The 19,939-nt window shown below is 71.2% G+C and carries 17 protein-coding genes; 9 read left to right on the top strand and 8 right to left on the bottom strand.

Annotation, left to right across the window (positions count from 1 at the left end; translation table 11 throughout):
• Positions 1-43 precede the first annotated feature (43 nt).
• Positions 44-1,588, top strand: coding sequence for an alkaline phosphatase D family protein (locus tag AB0J69_RS41380; RefSeq protein WP_364129579.1), 1,545 nt, complete (start codon positions 44-46; stop codon positions 1,586-1,588).
• A gap of 104 nt (positions 1,589-1,692) precedes the next feature.
• Here AB0J69_RS41380 and AB0J69_RS41375 read toward each other — a convergent pair whose 3' ends face one another.
• Positions 1,693-2,199: a DUF2087 domain-containing protein gene (locus tag AB0J69_RS41375; RefSeq protein ID WP_364129577.1), complete on the bottom strand. Its 507-nt coding sequence runs from the start codon at positions 2,197-2,199 to the stop codon at positions 1,693-1,695.
• A gap of 17 nt (positions 2,200-2,216) precedes the next feature.
• Between AB0J69_RS41375 and AB0J69_RS41370 the strand changes: the two genes are divergently transcribed.
• The gene (locus AB0J69_RS41370; protein WP_364129575.1) at positions 2,217-2,780 is read left to right on the top strand and encodes a hypothetical protein; all 564 of its coding nucleotides are present in this window, start codon (positions 2,217-2,219) and stop codon (positions 2,778-2,780) included.
• 131 nt (positions 2,781-2,911) lie between these two features.
• Here the strand turns inward: AB0J69_RS41370 and AB0J69_RS41365 are convergent, their stop codons facing one another.
• The 4 genes from AB0J69_RS41365 to AB0J69_RS41350 form a co-directional block, all read right to left on the bottom strand.
• Positions 2,912-5,410: a DUF3516 domain-containing protein gene (locus tag AB0J69_RS41365; protein ID WP_364129572.1), complete on the bottom strand. Its 2,499-nt coding sequence runs from the start codon at positions 5,408-5,410 to the stop codon at positions 2,912-2,914.
• 4 nt (positions 5,411-5,414) lie between these two features.
• Positions 5,415-5,969: an N-acetyltransferase family protein gene (locus tag AB0J69_RS41360; protein WP_364129569.1), complete on the bottom strand. Its 555-nt coding sequence runs from the start codon at positions 5,967-5,969 to the stop codon at positions 5,415-5,417.
• A 46-nt stretch (positions 5,970-6,015) separates the two neighbouring features.
• Positions 6,016-8,502, bottom strand: coding sequence for a beta-L-arabinofuranosidase domain-containing protein (locus AB0J69_RS41355; protein ID WP_364129566.1), 2,487 nt, complete (start codon positions 8,500-8,502; stop codon positions 6,016-6,018).
• Positions 8,503-8,634: 132 nt separating this feature from the next.
• Entirely contained in the window at positions 8,635-9,909 is a 1,275-nt protein-coding gene (locus AB0J69_RS41350; RefSeq protein WP_364129563.1) for an acyltransferase, read from the bottom strand.
• A gap of 184 nt (positions 9,910-10,093) precedes the next feature.
• Between AB0J69_RS41350 and AB0J69_RS41345 the strand changes: the two genes are divergently transcribed.
• Together AB0J69_RS41345 and AB0J69_RS41340 are read left to right on the top strand one after the other, a co-directional pair.
• On the top strand, positions 10,094-11,341 hold the full coding sequence (locus AB0J69_RS41345; RefSeq protein WP_364129561.1) for a sensor domain-containing protein: 1,248 nt from the start codon (positions 10,094-10,096) through the stop codon (positions 11,339-11,341).
• Entirely contained in the window at positions 11,332-11,979 is a 648-nt protein-coding gene (locus AB0J69_RS41340) for a response regulator transcription factor (protein WP_358105265.1), read from the top strand. The genes AB0J69_RS41345 and AB0J69_RS41340 overlap by 10 nt, the downstream gene beginning before the upstream one ends.
• A gap of 133 nt (positions 11,980-12,112) precedes the next feature.
• Here the strand turns inward: AB0J69_RS41340 and mihF are convergent, their stop codons facing one another.
• The 3 genes from mihF to AB0J69_RS41325 form a co-directional block, all read right to left on the bottom strand.
• Positions 12,113-12,418, bottom strand: a complete 306-nt coding sequence (gene mihF / locus AB0J69_RS41335; protein ID WP_043641121.1) for an integration host factor, actinobacterial type — start codon at positions 12,416-12,418, stop codon at positions 12,113-12,115.
• A 102-nt stretch (positions 12,419-12,520) separates the two neighbouring features.
• Positions 12,521-12,925 (bottom strand): heme-binding protein, encoded by a 405-nt coding sequence (locus AB0J69_RS41330; protein WP_364129558.1) that lies wholly within the window; start codon positions 12,923-12,925, stop codon positions 12,521-12,523.
• A gap of 120 nt (positions 12,926-13,045) precedes the next feature.
• A complete protein-coding gene (locus AB0J69_RS41325) occupies positions 13,046-14,293 on the bottom strand; it encodes an ROK family transcriptional regulator (RefSeq protein WP_364129555.1) in 1,248 nt (415 codons plus the stop codon).
• Here AB0J69_RS41325 and AB0J69_RS41320 point away from each other — a divergent pair.
• From AB0J69_RS41320 to AB0J69_RS41300, 5 genes are all read left to right on the top strand, one after another.
• Entirely contained in the window at positions 14,190-15,629 is a 1,440-nt protein-coding gene (locus tag AB0J69_RS41320; RefSeq protein ID WP_364129553.1) for an MFS transporter, read from the top strand. The genes AB0J69_RS41325 and AB0J69_RS41320 overlap by 104 nt on opposite strands.
• Before the next feature lie 217 nt (positions 15,630-15,846).
• Positions 15,847-16,896, top strand: a complete 1,050-nt coding sequence (locus AB0J69_RS41315) for a LacI family DNA-binding transcriptional regulator (RefSeq protein WP_364129551.1) — start codon at positions 15,847-15,849, stop codon at positions 16,894-16,896.
• Positions 16,893-17,807 (top strand): sugar ABC transporter permease, encoded by a 915-nt coding sequence (locus tag AB0J69_RS41310; protein WP_364129549.1) that lies wholly within the window; start codon positions 16,893-16,895, stop codon positions 17,805-17,807. The genes AB0J69_RS41315 and AB0J69_RS41310 overlap by 4 nt, the downstream gene beginning before the upstream one ends.
• Positions 17,807-18,625 (top strand): carbohydrate ABC transporter permease, encoded by an 819-nt coding sequence (locus AB0J69_RS41305; protein ID WP_364129546.1) that lies wholly within the window; start codon positions 17,807-17,809, stop codon positions 18,623-18,625. Before AB0J69_RS41310 ends, AB0J69_RS41305 begins: the two co-directional genes overlap by 1 nt.
• A 9-nt stretch (positions 18,626-18,634) precedes the next feature.
• Complete coding sequence (locus AB0J69_RS41300) at positions 18,635-19,939, top strand: sugar ABC transporter substrate-binding protein (protein WP_364129544.1); 1,305 nt, start codon at positions 18,635-18,637, stop codon at positions 19,937-19,939.

Here is a 19,939-nt window from a genome sequence, read left to right as displayed (position 1 = left end):
AGGCTGTCGCCGCAGGTTACGCCACCCCCACGTAAGGACCCCCATGATCATCCGGCGTGCGCTTCTCGCCGGGGGCCTCGGCCTGGCCACCTTCGCCGCGACGGGCGAGAGCCCCGTGCGCGCGGCGGCCCGGCGCGTCCCCCTGACCGACCCCTTCCAGCTCGGCGTCGCCTCGGGTGAGCCCACGCACGACGGAGTGGTGTTGTGGACCCGGCTCGCCACGGATCCGCTCGCGCCCGACGGGCTGGGCGGCATGCCGGATCGCCGGGTGCCGGTGCAGTGGCAGCTCGCCAGAGACGAAAACTTCCGACATGTCGTACGACGCGGCGTCCAAGAGGCCCGCCCCGGCGCGGCCCACAGCGTGCACGTCGAGCTCGACGGCCTCGACCCCGGCGCCGAGTACTTCTACCGCTTCAGGGCCGACCGCGAGATCAGCCCGGTCGGCCGCACCCGCACCACCCCCGCCCCCGGCACCCGCGGCACGCCGCTCAACCTGTCGTTCGCCTCGTGTGCCGACTACCAGTCCGGCTGGTTCACCGCCTACCGCAGGATGGCCGAGGACCAGCCCGACCTGATCGCCTTCCTCGGCGACTACGTCTACGAGTACGGCGACTACCAGCACCCCGTCCGCGACCAGGCCGGCGGCGAGTGCCTCGACCTGGCCGGATACCGCCTGCGCCACGCCCAGCACAAGGCCGACCCGGACACGCGGCTGGCCCACGCCGTCGCCCCCTGGGTGGTGGTGTGGGACGACCACGACGTGGAGAACGCCTGGGCCGGGGAGGTGCCCGAGCAGCCCGACGCGTCGTTCCTGGAGCGCCGGGCCGCGGCGTTCCGCGCGTACTACGAGAACATGCCGCTGCGCCGCGCCCAGAGGCCGGACGGGGCGGCGCTCAGGATGTACCGGAGCATCCGGTGGGGCGCGGTCGCCAACCTGCACCTGCTCGACACCCGCCAGTACCGCGACGTGTACGCCTGCACCGGCAAGAGCGGCACGGTCGGCCCCGACTGCCAGGAGCGCTTCGCGCCGAACAGGACCATCCTCGGCCGCGAGCAGGAGACCTGGCTCGACGAGCGGCTCAGACGCTCGCGGGCCACCTGGGACCTGCTCGGCCAGCAGGTCTTCCTCATGGAGATGGACTGGGTCAACGGAGAGGGCAAGGGCTATTCGAACGAGGGCTGGGACGGCTATGTCGCCTCCCGCGACCGCCTGACCGCCGCCATCGAGGACCACGGCCGCAACGCGGTCGTGCTGACCGGCGACGTGCACTCCCACTGGGCCGGCGAGGTCAAGCGCGACTACCGGGACCCCGGGTCCGCCTCCGTCGCCGTCGAGCTGGTCACCACGTCCGTGACGAGCGCGGGCGACGGCCTCGACGAGTACCCGAACACGGGCACCCTGCTGGCGGAGAACCCGCACGTGAAGTTCTTCAACGGCCGCCGCGGTTACGTGCGCGCCAGGCTCACCCAGCAGGAGATGAGCGTCGACTTCCGCTCGGTGTCCCGGGTCAGCGAGCCCGGCGCCCCCGCGTACACCTCCGGCTCCTTCGTCATCGAGCCCGGCAGCCCCGTCCTCAACCTCGTCTGAGACCTCGTCTGAGACCTCGTCTGAGACCTCGTCTGAGACCTCGTCTGAGACCTCGTCTGAGACCCCGCCTGAGACCCCGCCTGAGACCCCGCCTGAGACCTCGCCTAAGACCCCGCCCAGACGTCCACGTGGCCGCCGCTGCGCCAGTAGACGTTGCCCTCACGTGACAGCAGGTCCTCGTCCACCAGGTAGCGGCGCAGCGCGGCGTAGTCGTCGTGGAAGGCGCGCAGGGCCACGTTCACGTCCTTCTCGGCGTAGCGGACGCCGGGCTCGAAGACCGTCGCGATGTAGCGCAGCACGACGAGCCGCTTGTCGCGCCGCATCGCCAGGGTCGTCAGCCGCCCGTCCACCAGGAACGTGCGCAGCACCCGCTCCTCGGGGCTCAGCTCCTGCGCCGGCTCGGCCCGCGCCCGCAGCAGGTCGCGGAAGCGCTCGGGCGTGGCCCGCCACGCGCCGCTCTCGTCGCACTCCGCCAGGCCGCCGCCGGCCAGCTTCCGCAGCGACTTCGGGGAGAGGTCGTCGGTGACGCCGAGCACCAGGGAGGCGAAAGTCCTTAGTGTGTCGTCCTGGTAGAGCAGCCCGAGGACGCGCCTGATCTCTTCGTCATTCACCCCTACCATTTTGTCCCATGATCACAGCATTAGTGCTGGCGGCTTCGCTCGTCATCCCGAACAACTTCCTGCTGTACGAGAAGGACGCCGCCAAGAAGGACAACGACCCCGAGACGAGCTGGTCGGCCGGCGGGAAGACGTCGGCCCGGCTGGTCGTCAACCCGTGCCAGAAGGCCAAGCTGGGCCAGGTGGGGCGGACGTCGGCCAGGACGCTCATCTACACGGCGGTGCCCGACTACTCCAAGTCGGAGCAGGTGATCCTCTACGCGTCGGCGGCGGCCGCGGGCAAGGCCATGCGTGACCTGGAGGCCGCCGTACGCGCCTGCGGGACCTCCGGCTACCGCTACTCCGCCGCCGCGATCAAGCTGGGCGACAAGGGGCTGTCGGTCACCGGCCAGGCGTATCAGGGCAAGAAGCCGGCCATCGGCGGCGAGCGGGCCATCGTGACCCGCCGGGCGAACGCCCTGATCCTCTACACCGTGTCGGGCGAGTGGGGCAAGCCCGCCGCGGCCGACTTCAAGCGGCAGACGCAGGACGGCAAGCGCATGCTCGCCAAGGTCTGCACCATCGCCGACTGCTGATTGCAGGGAATGTCTCGATCTTGGGACATTGTCATGACACGACCCCGACGTTTCTCGGCCGAAACTGAATCGACAGGCCTGTGCCGGAACGCCCTTGCCAGTCCGTTCCGGCACACGGCTTGTCGCTCTCCCTACAGCCGGTTCAGCCCCTGGACGTGCAGGACCGCGCGGCCCTCCTCGTCGGAGGCGGCCAGGTCGACCTGGGCGTCGATGCCCCAGTCACCGTCGCCGGCCGGATCCTTGATCGTCTGCCGCACCTTCCACAGCCCGCTCTCCTCCTCGATGCGCAGCAGCGCGGGCCCGCGCGCGTCGGCGTCGGTGAAGATCTCCTCGTGGTCGGCGTAGTAGGCGTCCAGCGCCGCGCCCCAGTCGACGTCGGGAGCGAGCTCCGCCAGTTCCTCCTCCTTCTCCACGGCGCACAGCTCGACCAGCCGGAACATCGCGTTGCGCACCAGCACCCGGAAGGCCCGCGGGTTGGCGGTGACCGGCCGCACCTTGGCCTCGAGCTGCTGCTGCTCCTCCAGCGCCGCCGCCGGGTTGGTCAGCTTCTCCCACTCGTCGATCAGCGAGGAGTCGACCTGGCGGACCAGCTCGCCGAGCCACTCGATCAGGTCGACCAGGTCGTCGGTCTTGAGGTGCTCGGGCACCGTGCGCGACAGCGTCCGGTAGGCGTCGGCCAGGTAGCGCAGCACCGTGCCCTCGGAGCGGGCCAGCTCGTAGACCTGGATGTACTCGCTGAACGTCATGGCCCGCTCGAACATGTCGCGCACCACGGACTTCGGGCTCACCGTGTAGTCGCCCACCCACGGGTGGCCCCGCCGGTAGGTCTCGTAGGCGCCGAGCAGCAGGTCGTCGAGCGGCATCGGGTACATCACCTCTGCCAGCTGCTCCATGCGCTCCTCGTATTCGATCCCGTCGGCCTTCATCTGCGCGACGGCCTCGCCCCTGGCCTTCTTGAGCTGGGCGGACAGGATCTGGCGCGGGTCGTCGAGGATCGACTCCACGATCGAGACCACGTCGAGGGCGTAGGACGGCGACTCGCGGTCGAGCAGGTCGAACGCCGCCAGCGCGAACGTGGACAGCGCCTGGTTGAGCGCGAAGTCCTCCTGCAGGTCGATCGTCAGCCGGGCCCGCCTGCCCTGCTCGTCGGGCTCGGTGAACTGCTCCACGATGCCGCCGGCCAGCAGCGACCGGTAGATGGCGATGGCCTGGCTGATGTGCCGCCGCTGCCACTTGCGGTCCTCGTGGTTGTCGGTCAGCAGGTGCTTCATCGCCTGGAAGCAGTCGCCGGGGCGGTTGATCACCGCGAGCAGCATGGCGTTGCTGACCTTGAACCGGGAGTTGAGCGGCTCGGGCTCGGCGTCCTGGAGCTTCTGGAACGTGTCCTCGCTCCAGCCGACGAAGCCCTCCGGCGGCTTCTTGCGGGCGTAGCCGCGCCGCCGCTTGGGGTCGTCGCCGATCTTGGCCAGCGCCTTGGCGTTCTCGATGTCGTGCTCGGGGGCCTGGCAGGCGACGTAGCCGATGGTGTCGAACCCGGCGCGGCCCGCCCGGCCGGCGATCTGGTGGAACTCGCGGGCGCGCAGCCGGCGCACCTTGTTGCCGTCGTACTTGGACAGGGCGGTGAACAGCACGGTGCGGATCGGCACGTTGACGCCGACGCCCAGCGTGTCGGTGCCGCAGATGACCTTCAGCAGCCCGGCCTGGGCCAGCCGCTCGACCAGGCGCCGGTATTTCGGCAGCATGCCCGCGTGGTGCACGCCGATGCCGTGGCGGACCAGCCGTGACAATGCCCGGCCGAAGCGGGTGGTGAAGCGGAAGCCGCCGATCATGGCGGCGATGGCCTCTTTCTCGGCCTTGGTCGCCATGTTGATCGACATCAGGGCCTGGGCCCGCTCCATGGCCGCGGCCTGAGTGAAGTGCACGACGTAGACGGGCGCCTGGCCGGTCGAGAGCATCTCCTCCAGCGTCTCGTGCAGCGGGGTCATCCGGTAGGAGTAGACCAGCGGCACCGGCCGCTCGGCGTGCTTGACCACCGAGGTCGGCCGCCCGGTGCGCCGGGTCAGGTCGCGCTCGAACATCGACACGTCGCCGAGGGTGGCCGACATCAGGATGAACTGCACGTTGGGCAGCTCGAGCAGCGGCACCTGCCACGCCCAGCCGCGGTCGGGCTCGGCGTAGAAGTGGAACTCGTCCATCACGACCTGGCCGATGTCGGCCCCCGCGCCGTCGCGCAGCGCCACGTTGGCCAGGATCTCGGCCGTGCAGCAGATGATCGGCGCGCCCGGGTTGACGCTGGCGTCACCGGTCATCATGCCGACGTTCTCGGTGCCGAAGACGGCGCACAGGTCGAAGAACTTCTCCGAGACCAGCGCCTTGATCGGCGCGGTGTAGAACGTGCGCTGGTCGCGCGTCAGCGCGGCGAAGTGGGCACCCGCGGCCACCAGCGACTTGCCCGACCCCGTCGGCGTGGCCAGGATCAGGTTGCTCCCGGAGACCACCTCGATGAGGGCCTCCTCCTGGGCCGGATAGAGCGTGAGCCCCCGCTCGGCGTTCCAGGCGACGAACGCGTCGAAGATGGCGTCGGGATCGGCGTCGATCTCTTCGGGCAGGCGGTCAACGAGTAGGCTCACACACCTATCCTGCCGAAGTTTGCCGGGTGGTCGAACCGGTGGCGGCGAAGTTCGTAAAGGTCTGTGCCAGATCGAGCTGAAGCAGGGCGGTGTCGATCCACCGCCCGTGCTTGAACCCGACGGCCGTCAACCGGCCCACCGGCTGGAAACCGAACTTCTCGTGCAGCCGCGTCGAGGACGGGTCTCCCGAGTCGGCGATCACCGCGATGAGCTGGCGGGCCGGGGTCTCGCGGGCCCGCTCGATCAGGCCGCCGAGCAGCAACCGCCCGAGCCCCCGCCCGGTGTGGCCGGGGGCCAGGTAGATGGTGTCCTCCAGGGTGTGGCGGTAGGCGGGCTTGGGGCGATATTGGGCGAGGTAGGCGTATCCGGCCACCTCGCCGTCCGCCTCGGCCACCAGGAACGGCAGCCCGGCCCCGGTGATGCCCGCCGCCTTCGCCCGCCAGTCGTCGAGCGAGAGCGGCGTCTCGTCGAACGTGGCCACGGTGGTGGTCACGTAGTGGGAGTAGATGTCGGCGACGGCCGGGAGGTCGGTTCCGGCGAGGGCACGGATCTTCGTCATGCCGCAATTTTCCTCAACGGGAGATGACGCGCGTGTTTCCGGGTCCTCACGGTGTCGCGGTGGGCACCTCCCATTCGAGGAGGCCGGCGGAGAAGTCGTTCCGCAGGCGGGCCACGATCCGCAGGCCCTTCGTGGTGACCGGGTCGAAGGTGACGCGGTTGACCGTGTCCGGGGCCACGCCGTAGCCGGAGGGCGAGGTGACCGGGCGCCACTGGTCGCCGTCGAGCCAGCGCAGTTCCCACGACGCCGGGACGCGGCAGCGGCCGATGCCAGTGTCGTCGAACCAGTAGAGCGCGCAGCCGGCGATCCGCTTCGGCTCCCGGTAGGTGTACTGCACCCACTCCTCGGTGCCCAGGTGGTCCCACCAGGTGAAGCGGGGGATGCCGTGGTCGGCGGAGCTGCCGGGCCACCTGCCGTCGTACAGGGCGAGCATGGAGCCCTCGGCGTGCGAGGCGGACGCCTCGAACTCGGGCAGCGTCCACTCGTGCGCGTCCGGGCCGTTCCCGGCGACCGGGAACGAGGTGATGCGCAGGCGGGCGGCGCCCATGGGGATCAGCCGGACCTCCTCCACCGGGCTGTCCGTGCGCGCCGGGCTGTCCTGCAGCTCGCGGACCACGCCCTGCGGGTCCGCCTGCCAGTTCCCGACCTTCCTGGCGCGGGCGCGCAGCTCCAGCGGGGCCGTCTGGGGCGTGAAGGGGTTGTCGGGGAGCGGGCCGCGCCGCCGCACCAGGCGCAGGCGGCCGGGCTGAGGCCGGTCGAGCGCGTAGTTCCAGGCCGTCTCGGGGAAGACCTCGAACTCGGGCCAGTCCGGCGTGCCGCCGGTGCGCCGCCAGCTCTCGCCGATCGCCAGGGAGAAGGTCAGCGGGCCGTGGTCCACCGAGACGGAGCCGTGGTTGCGCGTCCAGGTGCGTACGGACGTGCGCATCGGCAGCGTCAGCTCCACCCGGTCGCCCGCGCGCCAGGTGCGCTCGACGACGACGTAACCCGCGCCGTCCGTGGCGACCGGCTGGGCGCGCCCGGCCACGCGCAGCGCGGGGTTCCGGCACCACCCGGGGATCCGCAGGTAGAGGGGGAAGGCGACGGGCTCGGCGGTGGCCACGGTGAGCCGGATCGTCTCGTCGAACGGGTAGCCGGTGCGCTGGTCGACCGTCACCTCCTGGCCCCCGGCGACGCGGGCGGTGACCGCGGAGTCGGCGTACATCGAGGCCGCCAGGCCCCGGTCGTGCGTGGCGAGCCAGAGCTCCTCGGCGTAGTAGGGCCAGCCCATGCCGTAGTTGTGCGGGCAGCAGCGGTAGTTGTGCACGCCCGGCAGGTACGCCTCCATGCCGAAGCCGTTCTGGAACTGGCCGTGGAGCTTGGCCGTCCGGTCGAGGCGGACGCTGTTGGCGCTGGTGATGTAGTGGACCGACTTCTGCTCGGGGTCGAAGGCGGCGGGCATCGAGTTGATCGCCAGCTCCTCGCACCGGTCGGCCCACACCGGGTCCCCGGTGAAGCGCGTCAGCATCTCGAAGCTGTGCATGAACTCCACGATCCCGCAGGTCTCGAAGCCCTGCCGGGGGTCGTCGAAGCCGTCCCTGGTGTTCTCGTCGCCGGCGAACCCGCCCCCGGGGAACTGCCCGAACTGCCCCATCACGGTGGCGTAGTTCCGGTACGTGGCCCGGGCGAGGGCGGGGTCGCCCGCGAGCAGGCCGTACTGGAGCGGCTCGCGGAAGCCCTGTGCGATGTTGACGTTGTGCCGCGTCGGCAGCCCGTTCACGTAGTCGGCCGAGCCGGAGTGCATCTTGCGCACCAGGTCCAGCAGCCAGCCCTCGCCGGTGCGGTTGTAGAGCCAGTAGACGCTGTCGATGTTGTCGCCCCAGCGGAAGGCGCCCCAGCTCCGGTTGAAGACCTCGGCGGGCTGGGCGGCCTGGAGCCGGAAATATCCGGTCATGAAGGGCAGCACCCGCTCGTCGCCCGCGTACTCGTACCAGGAGCGGAACGCCGACAGCAGCGGCATCCCCGGCCAGAAGTCCGGGCCGTCCTCCAGCGAGGTACGCAGCCGCGCCGGCCCGAACCAGCCGTCCGGCTGCTGGGTGGCGATGATCCCCGTCAGCCACCGCTCGGTCTTGGCCAGGGCGGCGGTGTCGCCGGTCACGTACGCCAGGTCGCCGAACCCGCGCAGCCAGTACGGCAGTTCCTCCCAGGCGCCCCTGTCCGGGTGCACCCAGCCGCAGGTGTCGTAGGCCAGGAAGTCGGAGACCTCGTCGTAGCGCCCGCAGAGCCCGTCGAGCTGTAACCGGAGCTGATGCCCCAGCCAGCCGCGCGCCTGCACGGCGCCGGGCGGCAGCCTGAGGAACGGGGTGGGGGAGAGGGGCGCGCGGTTCGGGGCGTACAGTCCGCCGCCGGTGGGGGCGGCCGGCCGCTTGACGAACCGGACCCGCGTGCCGTCGCCGGGTCCCTCCGCCAGGGCGGGGCCGCCGGCCGCCAGTGCCGCCGCCGTGACCCCGCCCGTGACGAGGAACCTGCGCCGCCCGATCGATGCGTCGTGCTCCATGTGGCCTCCCGCGCCTCGCTGAACCGCTCGACCGCAGGAAATATCAGAGAAACGATCTAGTCAAGACCGAACCGATCTGATTCAGTCAGAAACGTGCGGAATGTGCTGACCGAGTATGTCCATAAGCGATCGCTATCCCCGTGTCCGAGGCACCGTCATCAGCAGCCCGCCGAGCAGCGCGAGCACCGCCAGGAACGGCCCGCCGCCGGGCGCGAAGCCGCCGACCGTCAGCGTCAGCACCCCGGCCCCGATCAGCCCGGTCGCCACGAGCGTGACCCGCAGCCCACCGGTCCCGTACGGCAGCGCCGGCGGCGTCTCGAACCGGGCGAACCCCTTCACCAGCGGCCACAGGACCAGGCACAGCAGCCCGAACCAGACCGGCCACCCGGCGAACCACAACACGCTGCCCGGCCGCGGCGTGTCCACGCCCAGCAGCACCACCGTCACCCCGGTCACCGCGAACAGGGCCGGCATGTGCCACAGGTACACCGTCATGATCCGCGGGCTCGCCCAGGCCAGCAGGCGGGCCGTGGGCAGCCGGAGCAGCGCCGGGCGCAGCAGCGTGGCCAGGCCGATCTGACCGAGGCCGACGGCGAGCATGGCGAGCGTGGGCGGGGCCATGTTGGACACCTCGGCACCCGGCAGGCCGATCATGCTGCCCGGGTACGGGCCCTGGGTCACCAGCAGCGCGGCCGCGCCGAACCCGCCCACCACCAGCAGCCACGGCCGCCGCAGGCGCCCCTCGGCGTAGAAGAAGCCGAGCTGGTGCACGGCCAGCCAGACGAACAGCACGTTCAGGTAGCCCACGGCCTCGAACCCGGTCGCGAACCGGGCCACGTCCACCAGCACCGCCCCGGCCGCCAGCACAGCGGGCACCCGCCAGCCGTACCGCTCGTGCAGGCGCAGCGCGTACGGGGTGGCCGTGACGGCGATCAGGTACACGGCCAGGAACCACAACAGCTGGCCCGTGAGCTTGGCGCCCACGTCGAGGGGCTGCTCCGGCACCCCCAGCGTGAGCAGGATGTGCGGCAGCGGGATCCACACCGCCGCCAGCGGCAGCAGCGGCCAGGCCAGCCGGCGCAGCCGGACCGCCAGCCACGGCGGCGCGGCCCTGTCCGACCGGCCGAAGCTGATCGCGTTCGCCGCGCCGCCCGCGAAGAACACCAGCGGCATCACCTGGCTGACCCACGTCACCACCCACACGCCGGGCGTCGACAGCGCGTTGCCCGTGGTCAGCCGGTCGCCGTCGTAGGACAGCACGGGTATCGTCCAGTGCTGGAAGACGATGAGCGCCATGCCGACCACGCGCAGCAGGTCGATGAACGGATCGCGGCCCGCCGGACGCGCACCTGCCGTACGGCGCGGCTCCGCGGGAGCGGCGATCGGGCGGTCCAGCAGGACGGTCATGGGAGCCTCGCTTCACGGGGGGAGCTGATGCCTCAAGGCTTCCGTCCGGGGCCGCCGCGCACATTGCCGCGAGCCGCCGTTCTCGGGTCCAGGACCCACCACCGGGCCCGGTAGGGCTGGCCCTACCCCCGCACACCTGCGCACCCGCTCGTGCCGCTCGTGGCGACGTCATACCGTTGGGGCCATGCGCTCCCTGATGAGGCGTGTCCTCCTCGACACCCGCTACACCCTGGTCGGCCTGCCGACGACGCTCATCGGCTTCGTGCTCATGATCGCGGGCTTCGCCGCCGGCCTGGGCACCGCGGTCGTGTGGATAGGCGTGCCGCTGCTGGCGGGCACGCTGATGCTCGCGCGGGGTTTCGCCGACGCGGAGCGCGGCTGGCTGTCCGACGTGCTCAAGCGGCCCCCCGTACGGCCGCGCTACCGGCCCGCCCCGCCCGGCGCCGGCCGGTTCCGCCGGCTCGTCAACCCGCTGATGAGCGGGCAGTCCTGGCTCGACCTGCTGCACGGCATCCTCAACCTGCCGTTCGCGATCCTCTCGTTCGTGCTGACCGTCGTGTTCTGGTCGATCCCCCTGGCGGGGCTCACCTGGCCCCTGTACGGCATCATCACCTCGCGCATCCCCGGCAACTCCGAGCTGCCCGAGCTGCTCGGCATGGGCGACGGCTACCTGGTCAACTCGATCTTCTACGTGTCCCTCGGCGCTGTCTTCGCGCTGATCATGCCCTTCGCGGTGCGCGGCGCCGCGCTGCTGCGGGCCGGGCTGGGCCGGGCGCTGCTGACCGGCGTGGCCGAGCTGCAGGAGCGCATCGACGACCTGGCCGAGGGCCGCGCCGCCGCCGTCTCCGCCGAGGCCAACGCGCTGCGCAAGCTGGAGCGCGACATCCACGACGGGCCGCAGCAGCGGCTGGTCTCGCTGGCCATGGAGCTGTCCAGGGCGCAGCGCCAGCTCGCCAAGGACCCCGAGGCCGCCCAGGCCACGATCAAGTCCGCGATCACCGCCACCCGCGAGACGCTCGACGAGCTGCGTGCCCTCTCCCGCGGCATCGCCCCGCCGATCCTGTCCGACCGCGGCCTCGCGCCCGCGCTGGCCGCCCTGGCCGGGCGCTGCACGGTCCCCGTCGACCTCGACGTGCAGACCGTGGAGCGCTACCAGGCCGCCGTCGAGAACGCCATCTACTTCGTCTGCGCCGAGACCCTCACCAACGTGGCCAAGCACAGCCGGGCCACCGTCTGCACGGTCCAGCTGACCCGCATCGGTGGCGTCCTCATGCTCTCGATCGGGGATGATGGGGTCGGCGGCGCACACGTCGCCAAGGGACATGGGCTCGCCGGGCTGGCCGACCGGCTCCGCGCCGTTGACGGGGAGCTGAGCGTGCACTCGCCCGACGGCGGGCCCACATTGATCGTGGCGGAGGTGCCGTGCGGGTAGTCGTGGCCGATGACGCGGTCCTGATCAGGGAGGGCCTGGTCAGGTTGCTCGAAGAGTTCGGCTGCGAGGTGGTGGCCACCGTGGGTGACGGCGACGCCCTCGTCGAGGCGATCGCCGAGCACAAGCCGGACGTGTCGGTGGTGGACGTGCGGATGCCGCCGTCCTTCACCGACGAGGGGCTCAAGGCGGCCGTGGAGGCCCGGCGCCGGGTGCCGGGGGCGCCCGTGCTGATCCTGTCGCAGTACGTCGAGGTGTCCTATGCCGACGACCTGCTCGCCGACGCCAGGGGCGCGGTGGGCTACCTGCTGAAGGACCGGGTCGTCGACGTCGACGAGTTCCTGGAGGGCCTGCGGCGGGTGGCCGCGGGCGGGACCGTGTTCGATCCCCAGGTGGTGTCCCAGTTGATGGTGCGCAGGCGCAAGGACGACCCGCTGGCGCAGCTCACGCCGCGCGAGCGCGAGGTGCTCGGGCTGATGGCCGAGGGGAAGTCGAATCCGGCCATCGGACGGCAGCTCGTGATCAGTGACGGGGCCGTGGAGAAGCACATCAGGAGCATCTTCAACAAGCTCGGCCTCTACGCGGAGGACAGTGATCAGCATCGCCGGGTGCTCGCCGTACTGACCTACCTGCGTTCCTGACTCTTGAGTTGTGCTGACCCCTCGGGCTGGCCCGCCGTCGAGCGGGGCGGCTCCGCTCGGCGGTCCCTCCTTGCCAGTGAGGGGTCGCTGGCCGGTCCGCGCGGCATCGCGCGCGGACCTGGCCGCTCGGGTTCTAGCCGAGCGCGTCGACCAGCTTCTTGCGCTGCTGGGCGCCCAGGCCGCCGAGGCGGCGCTTCTCGTCGACGCCCGCCTCCTCCATCAGCGCGGTGGCCTTGGCCGGACCCACGCCCTTGACGGCGCGGAGCGCCTGGGAGACCTTGATCTTCTTCGCGATGTCGTCGTCGCGCTCGAGCAGCTGAGCGAACGTCAGCTCGCCCGCCTTGACCTTGGCCAGGAGGGCCGTGCGCGCGGCACGGGCCTCGGCGGCCTTGGCCAGAGCGGCTTGACGCTGCTCGGGGGTGAGAGTGGGAAGTGCCATCTCAGTTCTCTCCTCGGGGAGTTACGTTCGGGTTCTTGTTACCCGTGGTGCAGTGGCTAATCATGGCGGATACCAGCGGTTCGTGTTGCGGAAAGCGCCCGCTCAGCGTGCAGACCACACCGACGCGCCCGCTTCGGCACAGGCCACGTCCTGCGTGACGGTGCCTCCGCTGACCCCTATGCCGCCGACCACGCGTTCTTCCTCACCGTAGCCCGACCAGAGCGGGACGCCACCTCCGAAGCACACGAAACGGCCGCCCGCCAGGCCCGACAGCTCCCCTCCCGGAGCGGTCAGCGCGGGCAGGTCGGCAGTGGGTCGGCGCAGGGCCACGGAGGTGTACGCCTTGCCCTGCGCGAGCACCGGTCCGGAGATCTCCGCACCGTCCATACGCTGGAAAGACACCAGATTCCCGCCCTCGTCCACGACCGCGACGGAGATCGACGCGCCCTCGCGGAACGCCTGCTTCAAGGCCGCTTCCGTCATGCGGAGCGCGAGTTCGAGATTCACGCGTGCATCCCTCTGGTCATGATTTGTTTCGCGCATTGGACCCTTCCATGCGTACCGTCCGCGGCCGGGCCCGGCAAGATCATCAAGGGGACCTTCTGGCGGGAGGCGTTATGGAGACCTTTATCCATCCAAGGTGGAATGCGTCACACTTTGCTGCTCGGGCGTGTCGCGACCCTGGTCAGGGTGGCTTTTCCGCCAGAGTTCGAGGCCCTCGGTCGTGAGGAAAGCGTCGAAGACGGACTCCATGGCGCCGAGGAGCGAGCCGCGCCAGCCGAGCGCGGAACCCTCGATCCTGGGCGGCCGGTCGCGGCGGATCGCCATGAGGCCCGGCTCGTACGCCTCCAGGAGGGCCTGCCCGGCCCGCTCCCACAGCTCCACGCCGTGCCCGGACAGGGTGACCACCTCGGGGTCGTGGGCGTTCACCAGGGCGGCGATGCCGCGTCCCAGCGCCCTGGCGGTGGCCTCGACCGCCGCCGGGCTCGTGGCCAGCACGTGCTCGGCCTGCTCGCGTCCCCTGCCGCCGCCGTAGGCGAGGCCGACCTGGCGGAGCAGGGCGTTCGCGCCGACGTCCATGCCCCAGCAGCCGACCGCGCCGCACGGGCAGAGGCGGTCGCCGCCGGTCAGCGGCATGTGGCCGAACTCGGCGCCGGTGCCGCCCGCCCCGGCGACCGGCCGGCCGTCCACGACCAGCACGCCGCCCAGGTCGAAGTCGACGTGCAGGTGCAGGCCCACCCCGGCACCCTGCAACCGGCCCCGCCGCGCCTCGGCCAGGGCGGCCAACGCGGTGTCGTTGCCGACGACGGGCGCGCGGAGCCCTTCGGGCGCTGCGTCCCCGCCGGGGGAGGGGGCGGTCAGGAGTGCGGGGACGTCGACCGCGCGCCAGCCCAGGTGGGCGATGTCCACCAGGCCGCCGTGGCGGACCGGGCCGGCCAGCGCGACCCCGATGCCGATCACCCGGTGCCCGAGGCGGCGTCCGTGGGTGGCGATGGCCGCGCCGAGGCTGCCGAGCGCGCCCTGCGGCGTCCCGTCGTGCGGGCGCACCTCGAGCACCGTGACCCGCCCGCCCAGCTCGCACGCCGCCAGCTCCCACGCGTCCTCCCGCACGTCCACGGCCAGCGCGACCGGCCCGTACGGATGCGGCCCCGGCACCTGCGTCGGCCGCCCGCGCGTGTGCTCCGGGGCCGGCTCCTCGTGCAGCAGCCCGTCCTCCACTAGCCCGGCGACGAGCACCGAGGCCGTGCCCCTGGCCAGGTGCAGGTCACGGGTGAGCTGGGACCTGGTGCGGGTGGCCCCGCAGTCGTGGACCGCGCGCAGCAGCCTGACCCGGTTGTGCGCGCGAAGCTCGCCACTCGTCGTAGCTCCATTCACGAACACAGTTTATGCTCTAGCCGTGAACAAAAGCCTCACTGATGCCAGACGAGCACGTGTCGCAGTCTTTGGGTTCTTCTTCCTTGCCGGTTTTGTCATGGGTTTGTGGGCGGCCGGACTGCCGTCGCTGAACGACCGGCTCGAGCTCGGCCCCGCCCGGCTGGGCAGCGTCCTGCTGCTCATCTCGGGCGGGGCGCTCGTGTCGATGCTGGTGGCCGGGCCGCTGGTGGACCGGTGGTCGAGCCGGCGGGTGTGCTGGCTCGCCGGCCCGTTCTCCGGCCTGGTGCTGCTCGGGCCCGCGCTCGCGCCCTCGTACTGGGCGCTGGCGGCGCTCGCGGTGCTGTTCGGGATGGGGCTGGGGGTGACCGAGGTCGCCATGAACGCCCACTCCGTCGAAGTCGAGCGCCGCTACGGGCGGCCGATCATCTCGGCCTTCCACGGCACGTGGAGCCTGGGCGGCGCGGCGGGGGGCGGGCTCACCTCCCTCGTGCTGCAGGCCGGGCTGGACCCGCAGGCCCTGCTGATCGCGGCGGCGCTCGTGGTGCCGTTCCTGTACGTCCCGGCGGCGCGGCTGCTGCTGCCCGACCCGCCCGAGCACGCCGCCTCCGTCGAGTCCGCCTCCGGCTCGGGGAACTCGCTGCGCTGGGGGCTGATCGCGCTGCTGGGGCTGGCCGCGTTCGCCGGGCACCTGAGCGAGGGGGCGGCCATCGACTGGGCCGCGCTGCACGCCCGCTGGGTGCTGGAGACCGATCCGGCCATGGCGCCGCTGGCGTACACGATCTTCTCCGTGGCCATGACCACCGTGCGGCTGCTCGGGGACCCCATCAGGGCCCGGCTCGGGTCCGTGCGGACGATCCAGCTCGCCGGGCTGTTCGCCACCGCCGGGTACGTCCTGGTGCTCGTCTCGCCGCTGGCGGGGGAGAGCCTGCGGGTGGCGTGCGCGTGGACCGGGTGGGCGCTGGCCGGGGTCGGGCTGGCCACCGTGGTGCCGGTGCTGTTCAGCGCCGTGGGGGCGGCCGGTGGCCGGGTCGGGCGGGCGCTGGCCATGGTGACCGCCTTCGGGTACAGCGGGTTGCTGCTGGGGCCGGCCGTGCTGGGGTACGTGGCCGAGGCGACGTCCTTGCCGGTGGCGCTGATCATCCCGGCCGTGCTGGCCGCCGTGGTCACGCTCACCGGCTCCCCGGCCATCCGCGCGCTGCTCCGCCTCTCCGCCCCGGTCGGCGCCGCCCCGGCCGCCGCCGGTCCGGGCGCGGGCTCCGGTGCCGCCGCCGGACGGGATTCGGGTGCTGACAGCGAACGCGGGCACGAGGTCGCACCCGAGCCCGCTCGCGACTGACCCGCCCGCCGGTCCTGCCGCCCGTCCCCGTCGCGGGGCGGGCGGCGGTGCGCGGGGCCGGGTCCTTTACCTGCCGTAATTTGCCAACATGCCCCCTGAGCTGGTGTTATGCGATCGTGACTTGACCTGCAAGTTACATCCAGGTTTCATGTCCCCCACACGGTAAACGTTTACAGATTGCCTTCCGTAAACGTTTACACCTCAGGGAAGGACAGCCTTGGCCGACGGACCCACGATCAACACGATCGCCGAGCGCGCCGGTGTCTCGATCGCCTCCGTCTCGCGGGTGCTGAACGGCCTGCCGACCAGGCAGGAGACCGTGCGCAAGGTGATGGCCGCCGCCGACGAGCTCGGCTACGTGCGCAACGCCGTGGCCAGGTCGCTCAAGTCGCGCCGCACCCACCAGGTCGCCTTCGCCATGGCGGACGTCGGCAACCCCGCCTACCTGGCCATGCTCCGCGAGATCCAGCCCGTGCTGAAGGCCGCCGGATACCGCCTCGTCCTGCACTCCACCGACGCCGTCGTGGCCGACGAGATCGACGTGCTGCACAGCCTGGGCGAGCGGTACGTGGACGGGCTGATCATGAGCCCCCTGCGGGTCACCGAGGCCCACCTCGAGATGCTGGCCGCGGCCAGGGCGCCCGTCGTGATCATCGGCTCGGTCCCCGAGGGGACGCGCGTGGACAACGTACGCGCCGACTCGCGGACCGGCGTCAGGCTGGCGGTCGATCACCTCTACTCGCTCGGCCGCCGCCGCATCGCCATGATCAACGGCCCCCTCGACACCGTGCCCGGCGCCGCCCGCGGGGCCGCGTACCGGGAGGCGCTGGCCGACCTCGGCCTGGCCTACGACGAGAACCTCGTGCAGATCGGCGACTTCTACCGCGCGGAAGGGGGCCGGGCGGTGGCGGAGCTGCTCGCCCGGGTGCCCGACGTGGACGCGCTGATGTGCGCCAACGACCTGATCGCGCTCGGCGCCCTCGACGTGCTGCGCGCCGCGGGCAAGCAGGTGCCGGAGGACGTGGCGGTGGTCGGCATGGACGACACGGACCTGGCCGCGGCCTCGTGGCCGTCGCTGACCAGCGTCTCGCTGGGCTCCGCCGAGCGCGGCAAGGCCGCCGCCGAGCTGCTGCTCGACCGGCTGCAGGGCGGCGACCGCGAGCCCCGCCTGGTCACGGTGCCGCCGCGCCTCGTCGTACGGGCGTCCACGGCCGGGTCCGAGGCCATCGCGTACGAGCGCACGGATCGGAAGGAGGGCGGGGCGTGACGGCGACCGTGACGAGACCGGCGCCGCCGCGGAGACCGCGGGCCAAGCGCCGCGGGATCTCGCGCGAGACGCGGGAGATGTGGCTGCTGATGCTGCCGGCGATGGTGCCGGTGCTGCTGTTCAGTGTGGGCCCGCTGCTGTACGGCATCGGCCTGGCGTTCACCGACGCCCGCAACACCCGCGTCCACGAGACGAGCTTCGTGGGCCTGGAGAACTTCGTCGAGCTGCTGTCCGACGACGACTTCTGGTCCTCGTTCCGGATCGGCGCGATCTGGGCGGTCTCGGTGACCGTGCTGCAGTTCCTGGCCGCGCTCGGCCTGGCGCTGCTGCTCAACCAGAACCTGCGCTTCAGGAGTGTGGCCCGGGTGCTGGCGGTGGTGCCGTGGGCGATGCCGCCGGTGGTCATCGGCCTGATGTGGAAGCTCGTGTACCACCCCGACGCGGGCATCCTCAACGACGTGCTCGGCACCGACATCAACTGGCTCGCCGACTTCTCGCTCGCGCTGCCCGCGATCATCGTGGTCGGCATCTGGACCGGCATGCCGCAGACCACGGTCGTGCTGCTGGCGGGCCTGCAGGGTGTCCCCAAGGAGCTTTACGAGGCGGGCGAGGTGGACGGCGCCGGTCGGTGGCGGCGGTTCTGGAACATCACGCTGCCCCAGCTCCGCCCCGTCATCGTGGCGATCACCTCGCTGGACTTCGTCTGGAACATCAACCAGTTCGGCCTGGTCTACGTGCTTACGCAGGGCGGGCCCGGCGGCCAGACCCGGCTGCCGATGTTGTTCGCCTACGAGGAGGCGTTCAGGTATCGCTTCGCCGGTTACGCCTCGATGCTCGGCCTCGCGATGGCGATCGTCGTGCTCGCGGTGCTCGGGCTCTACCTGTGGCGGCAGATGAGGGAGGCCAAGTGATGGGGCGCGTCTCACAGTACGCGGCGCTGCTGGCGTACATCGTCTTCCTGGCGTTCCCGCTGGTCTGGCTGCTGTCCACGGCGCTGAAGACGCCGCAGGAGATGGCCATGGCGGACCCTACCTGGATCCCGCGCGAGCCCACGCTGGCCAACTTCAGCGACGCGTTCGGCGAGCAGGACCTCGTCGGCGCGGCCACGCGGAGCCTGGTCGTGGCGTTGTTCAGCAGCGTGATCACGGTGCTGATCTCGCTGCCCGCCTCCTACGCGATGGCGCGCTACCGCAGCCTGGTCAACAAGATCGCGATCGGGTGGGTGCTGGTCAGCCAGGTGTTCCCGTTCATCCTGATCATCATCCCGCTCTTCATGATCCTGCGCGACCTGGAGCTGGTGAACACGCTGCCGGGCCTGGTGGTCGTGCACGTGACGTTCACGCTGCCGTTCGCGCTGTGGATGCTGCAGGGATACGTGCGCGCGGTGCCGCGCGAGCTGGAGGAGGCGGCGTCCGTGGACGGCGCGACCCGGTTGCGCGCGATCGTCAGCGTGGTCGCCCCGCTGCTCGCGCCCGGCGTGGTGGCCACGTTGCTGTTCTCGTTCATCTCGTCCTGGAACGAGTTCATGTTCGCGCTCGTGATCCTCCAGGACCCCGACGTCATGACGCTCCCGCTCACGCTGGTGAGGTTCACCGGCCCGGAGGGAGTGGCCAGGCTCGGACCGCTGGCCGCAGCGTCGCTCATGGCGACGATCCCGAGCCTGATCTTCTTCGCAATCATCCAGCGGCGATTGAAGTCCGGCCTGATGGCCGGCGCCGTCAAGGGCTAGGAGGCTCATATGCGAATCAAGTCCGCTTTGGCGGCGGCGGCGCTCCTCACGCTGGCCGCCGCGTGCGGCGGGGGAGGCGGTGGCGAGCCGTCGTCCGCGCCCAACGAGCCAGTCAAGATCAATTTCCTCAGCCTGGCGTGGCAGAAGGAATCCGTCGCCGCGAACAAGCAGCTCGTGGACGAGTGGAACAAGGCCAACCCCACCATCCAGGTCACCTACGTCCAGGGCAGCTGGGACAACGTCAACGACCAGCTCGTCACCCAGTTCGCCGGCGGCACGGCACCCGACGTCATCCACAACGACTCGCCCGCGCTGTCCGGCTTCGCCAGTGACGGCTACCTGCTCGACCTGACCGACAAGCTGCCCGCCGAGCTCAAGAGCGACATCCCGCAGTCCGCCTGGGACACCGTCACCTTCGACGGCGGCAAGGGCGAGCAGGGCGTCTACGGCGTGCCGTTCCTGCAGGAGTCGCAGGTCATCATCGCCAACAAGAAGCTGCTGGACGAGGCCGACGTACGCGTCCCCGCCGCGGACAACCCGTGGACGTGGGACGAGTTCTCCGAAGCCGCCAAGAAGATGACCAAGGGCGGCACCTTCGGCGTGGCCTGGCCGATGAAGTCGCCGGTCAACAAGACGCTCAACCTGGCGCTCAACTTCGGCGGCACGTTCTTCCAGACTGCCGACGGCAAGACCACCGTCAAGGTCGGCCCCGAGGAGCGCGAGGTGCTCCAGCGCATCCACGACCAGCTCTACAAGGACAAGTCCGCCGACCCGGCCGCCCTCGGCCAGGGCACCGCGGACCCGCTGCCCGCGTTCTACAAGGGCAAGTTCGCGCTGCTCCCGGCCGGCGTCTACCTGCGCCAGCAGGTCGTCGAGCAGGCTCCTGACGGGTTCGAGTGGGTCACCCTGCCCGCGCCCAAGGGCACCAGCGCCCAGCAGGGCGCGGTCTCGCAGACGCTGTCGATCGCGCAGGACAGCAAGCACCCCGACGAGGCGATGAAGTTCATCTCGTTCTTCCTGAACGGGCCGAACCAGGCCAAGCTCGCCAAGGGCGACTGGCTGCTGCCGACCTCCCAGACGGCCGCCGCCGACCCGGCGATGACCACGAAGGACAATGGCTGGGACGTGGCCACCGCCTCCGCGAAGAACCTGGTCGTGGCGCCGTTCCTGAAGGTGAACGGGTTCGACGAGTGGAAGAGCAAGGTCGCCACTCCGGTGCTGCAGGAGTACTTCGCCAATAAGATCACCCTCGACGAGGCGGCCACGAAGCTCGTCCAGGAGGGCAACGAGGTGTTGGAGCGGTACCAGCGTTGA

Origin of the sequence: Nonomuraea sp. NPDC049709, assembly GCF_040674815.1 — a bacterium.
Classification (GTDB): Bacteria; Actinomycetota; Actinomycetes; order Streptosporangiales; family Streptosporangiaceae; genus Nonomuraea.
The sequence above is the reverse complement of the archived record's forward strand: the minus strand, read 5'-3'. Positions and strand labels throughout refer to the sequence as shown.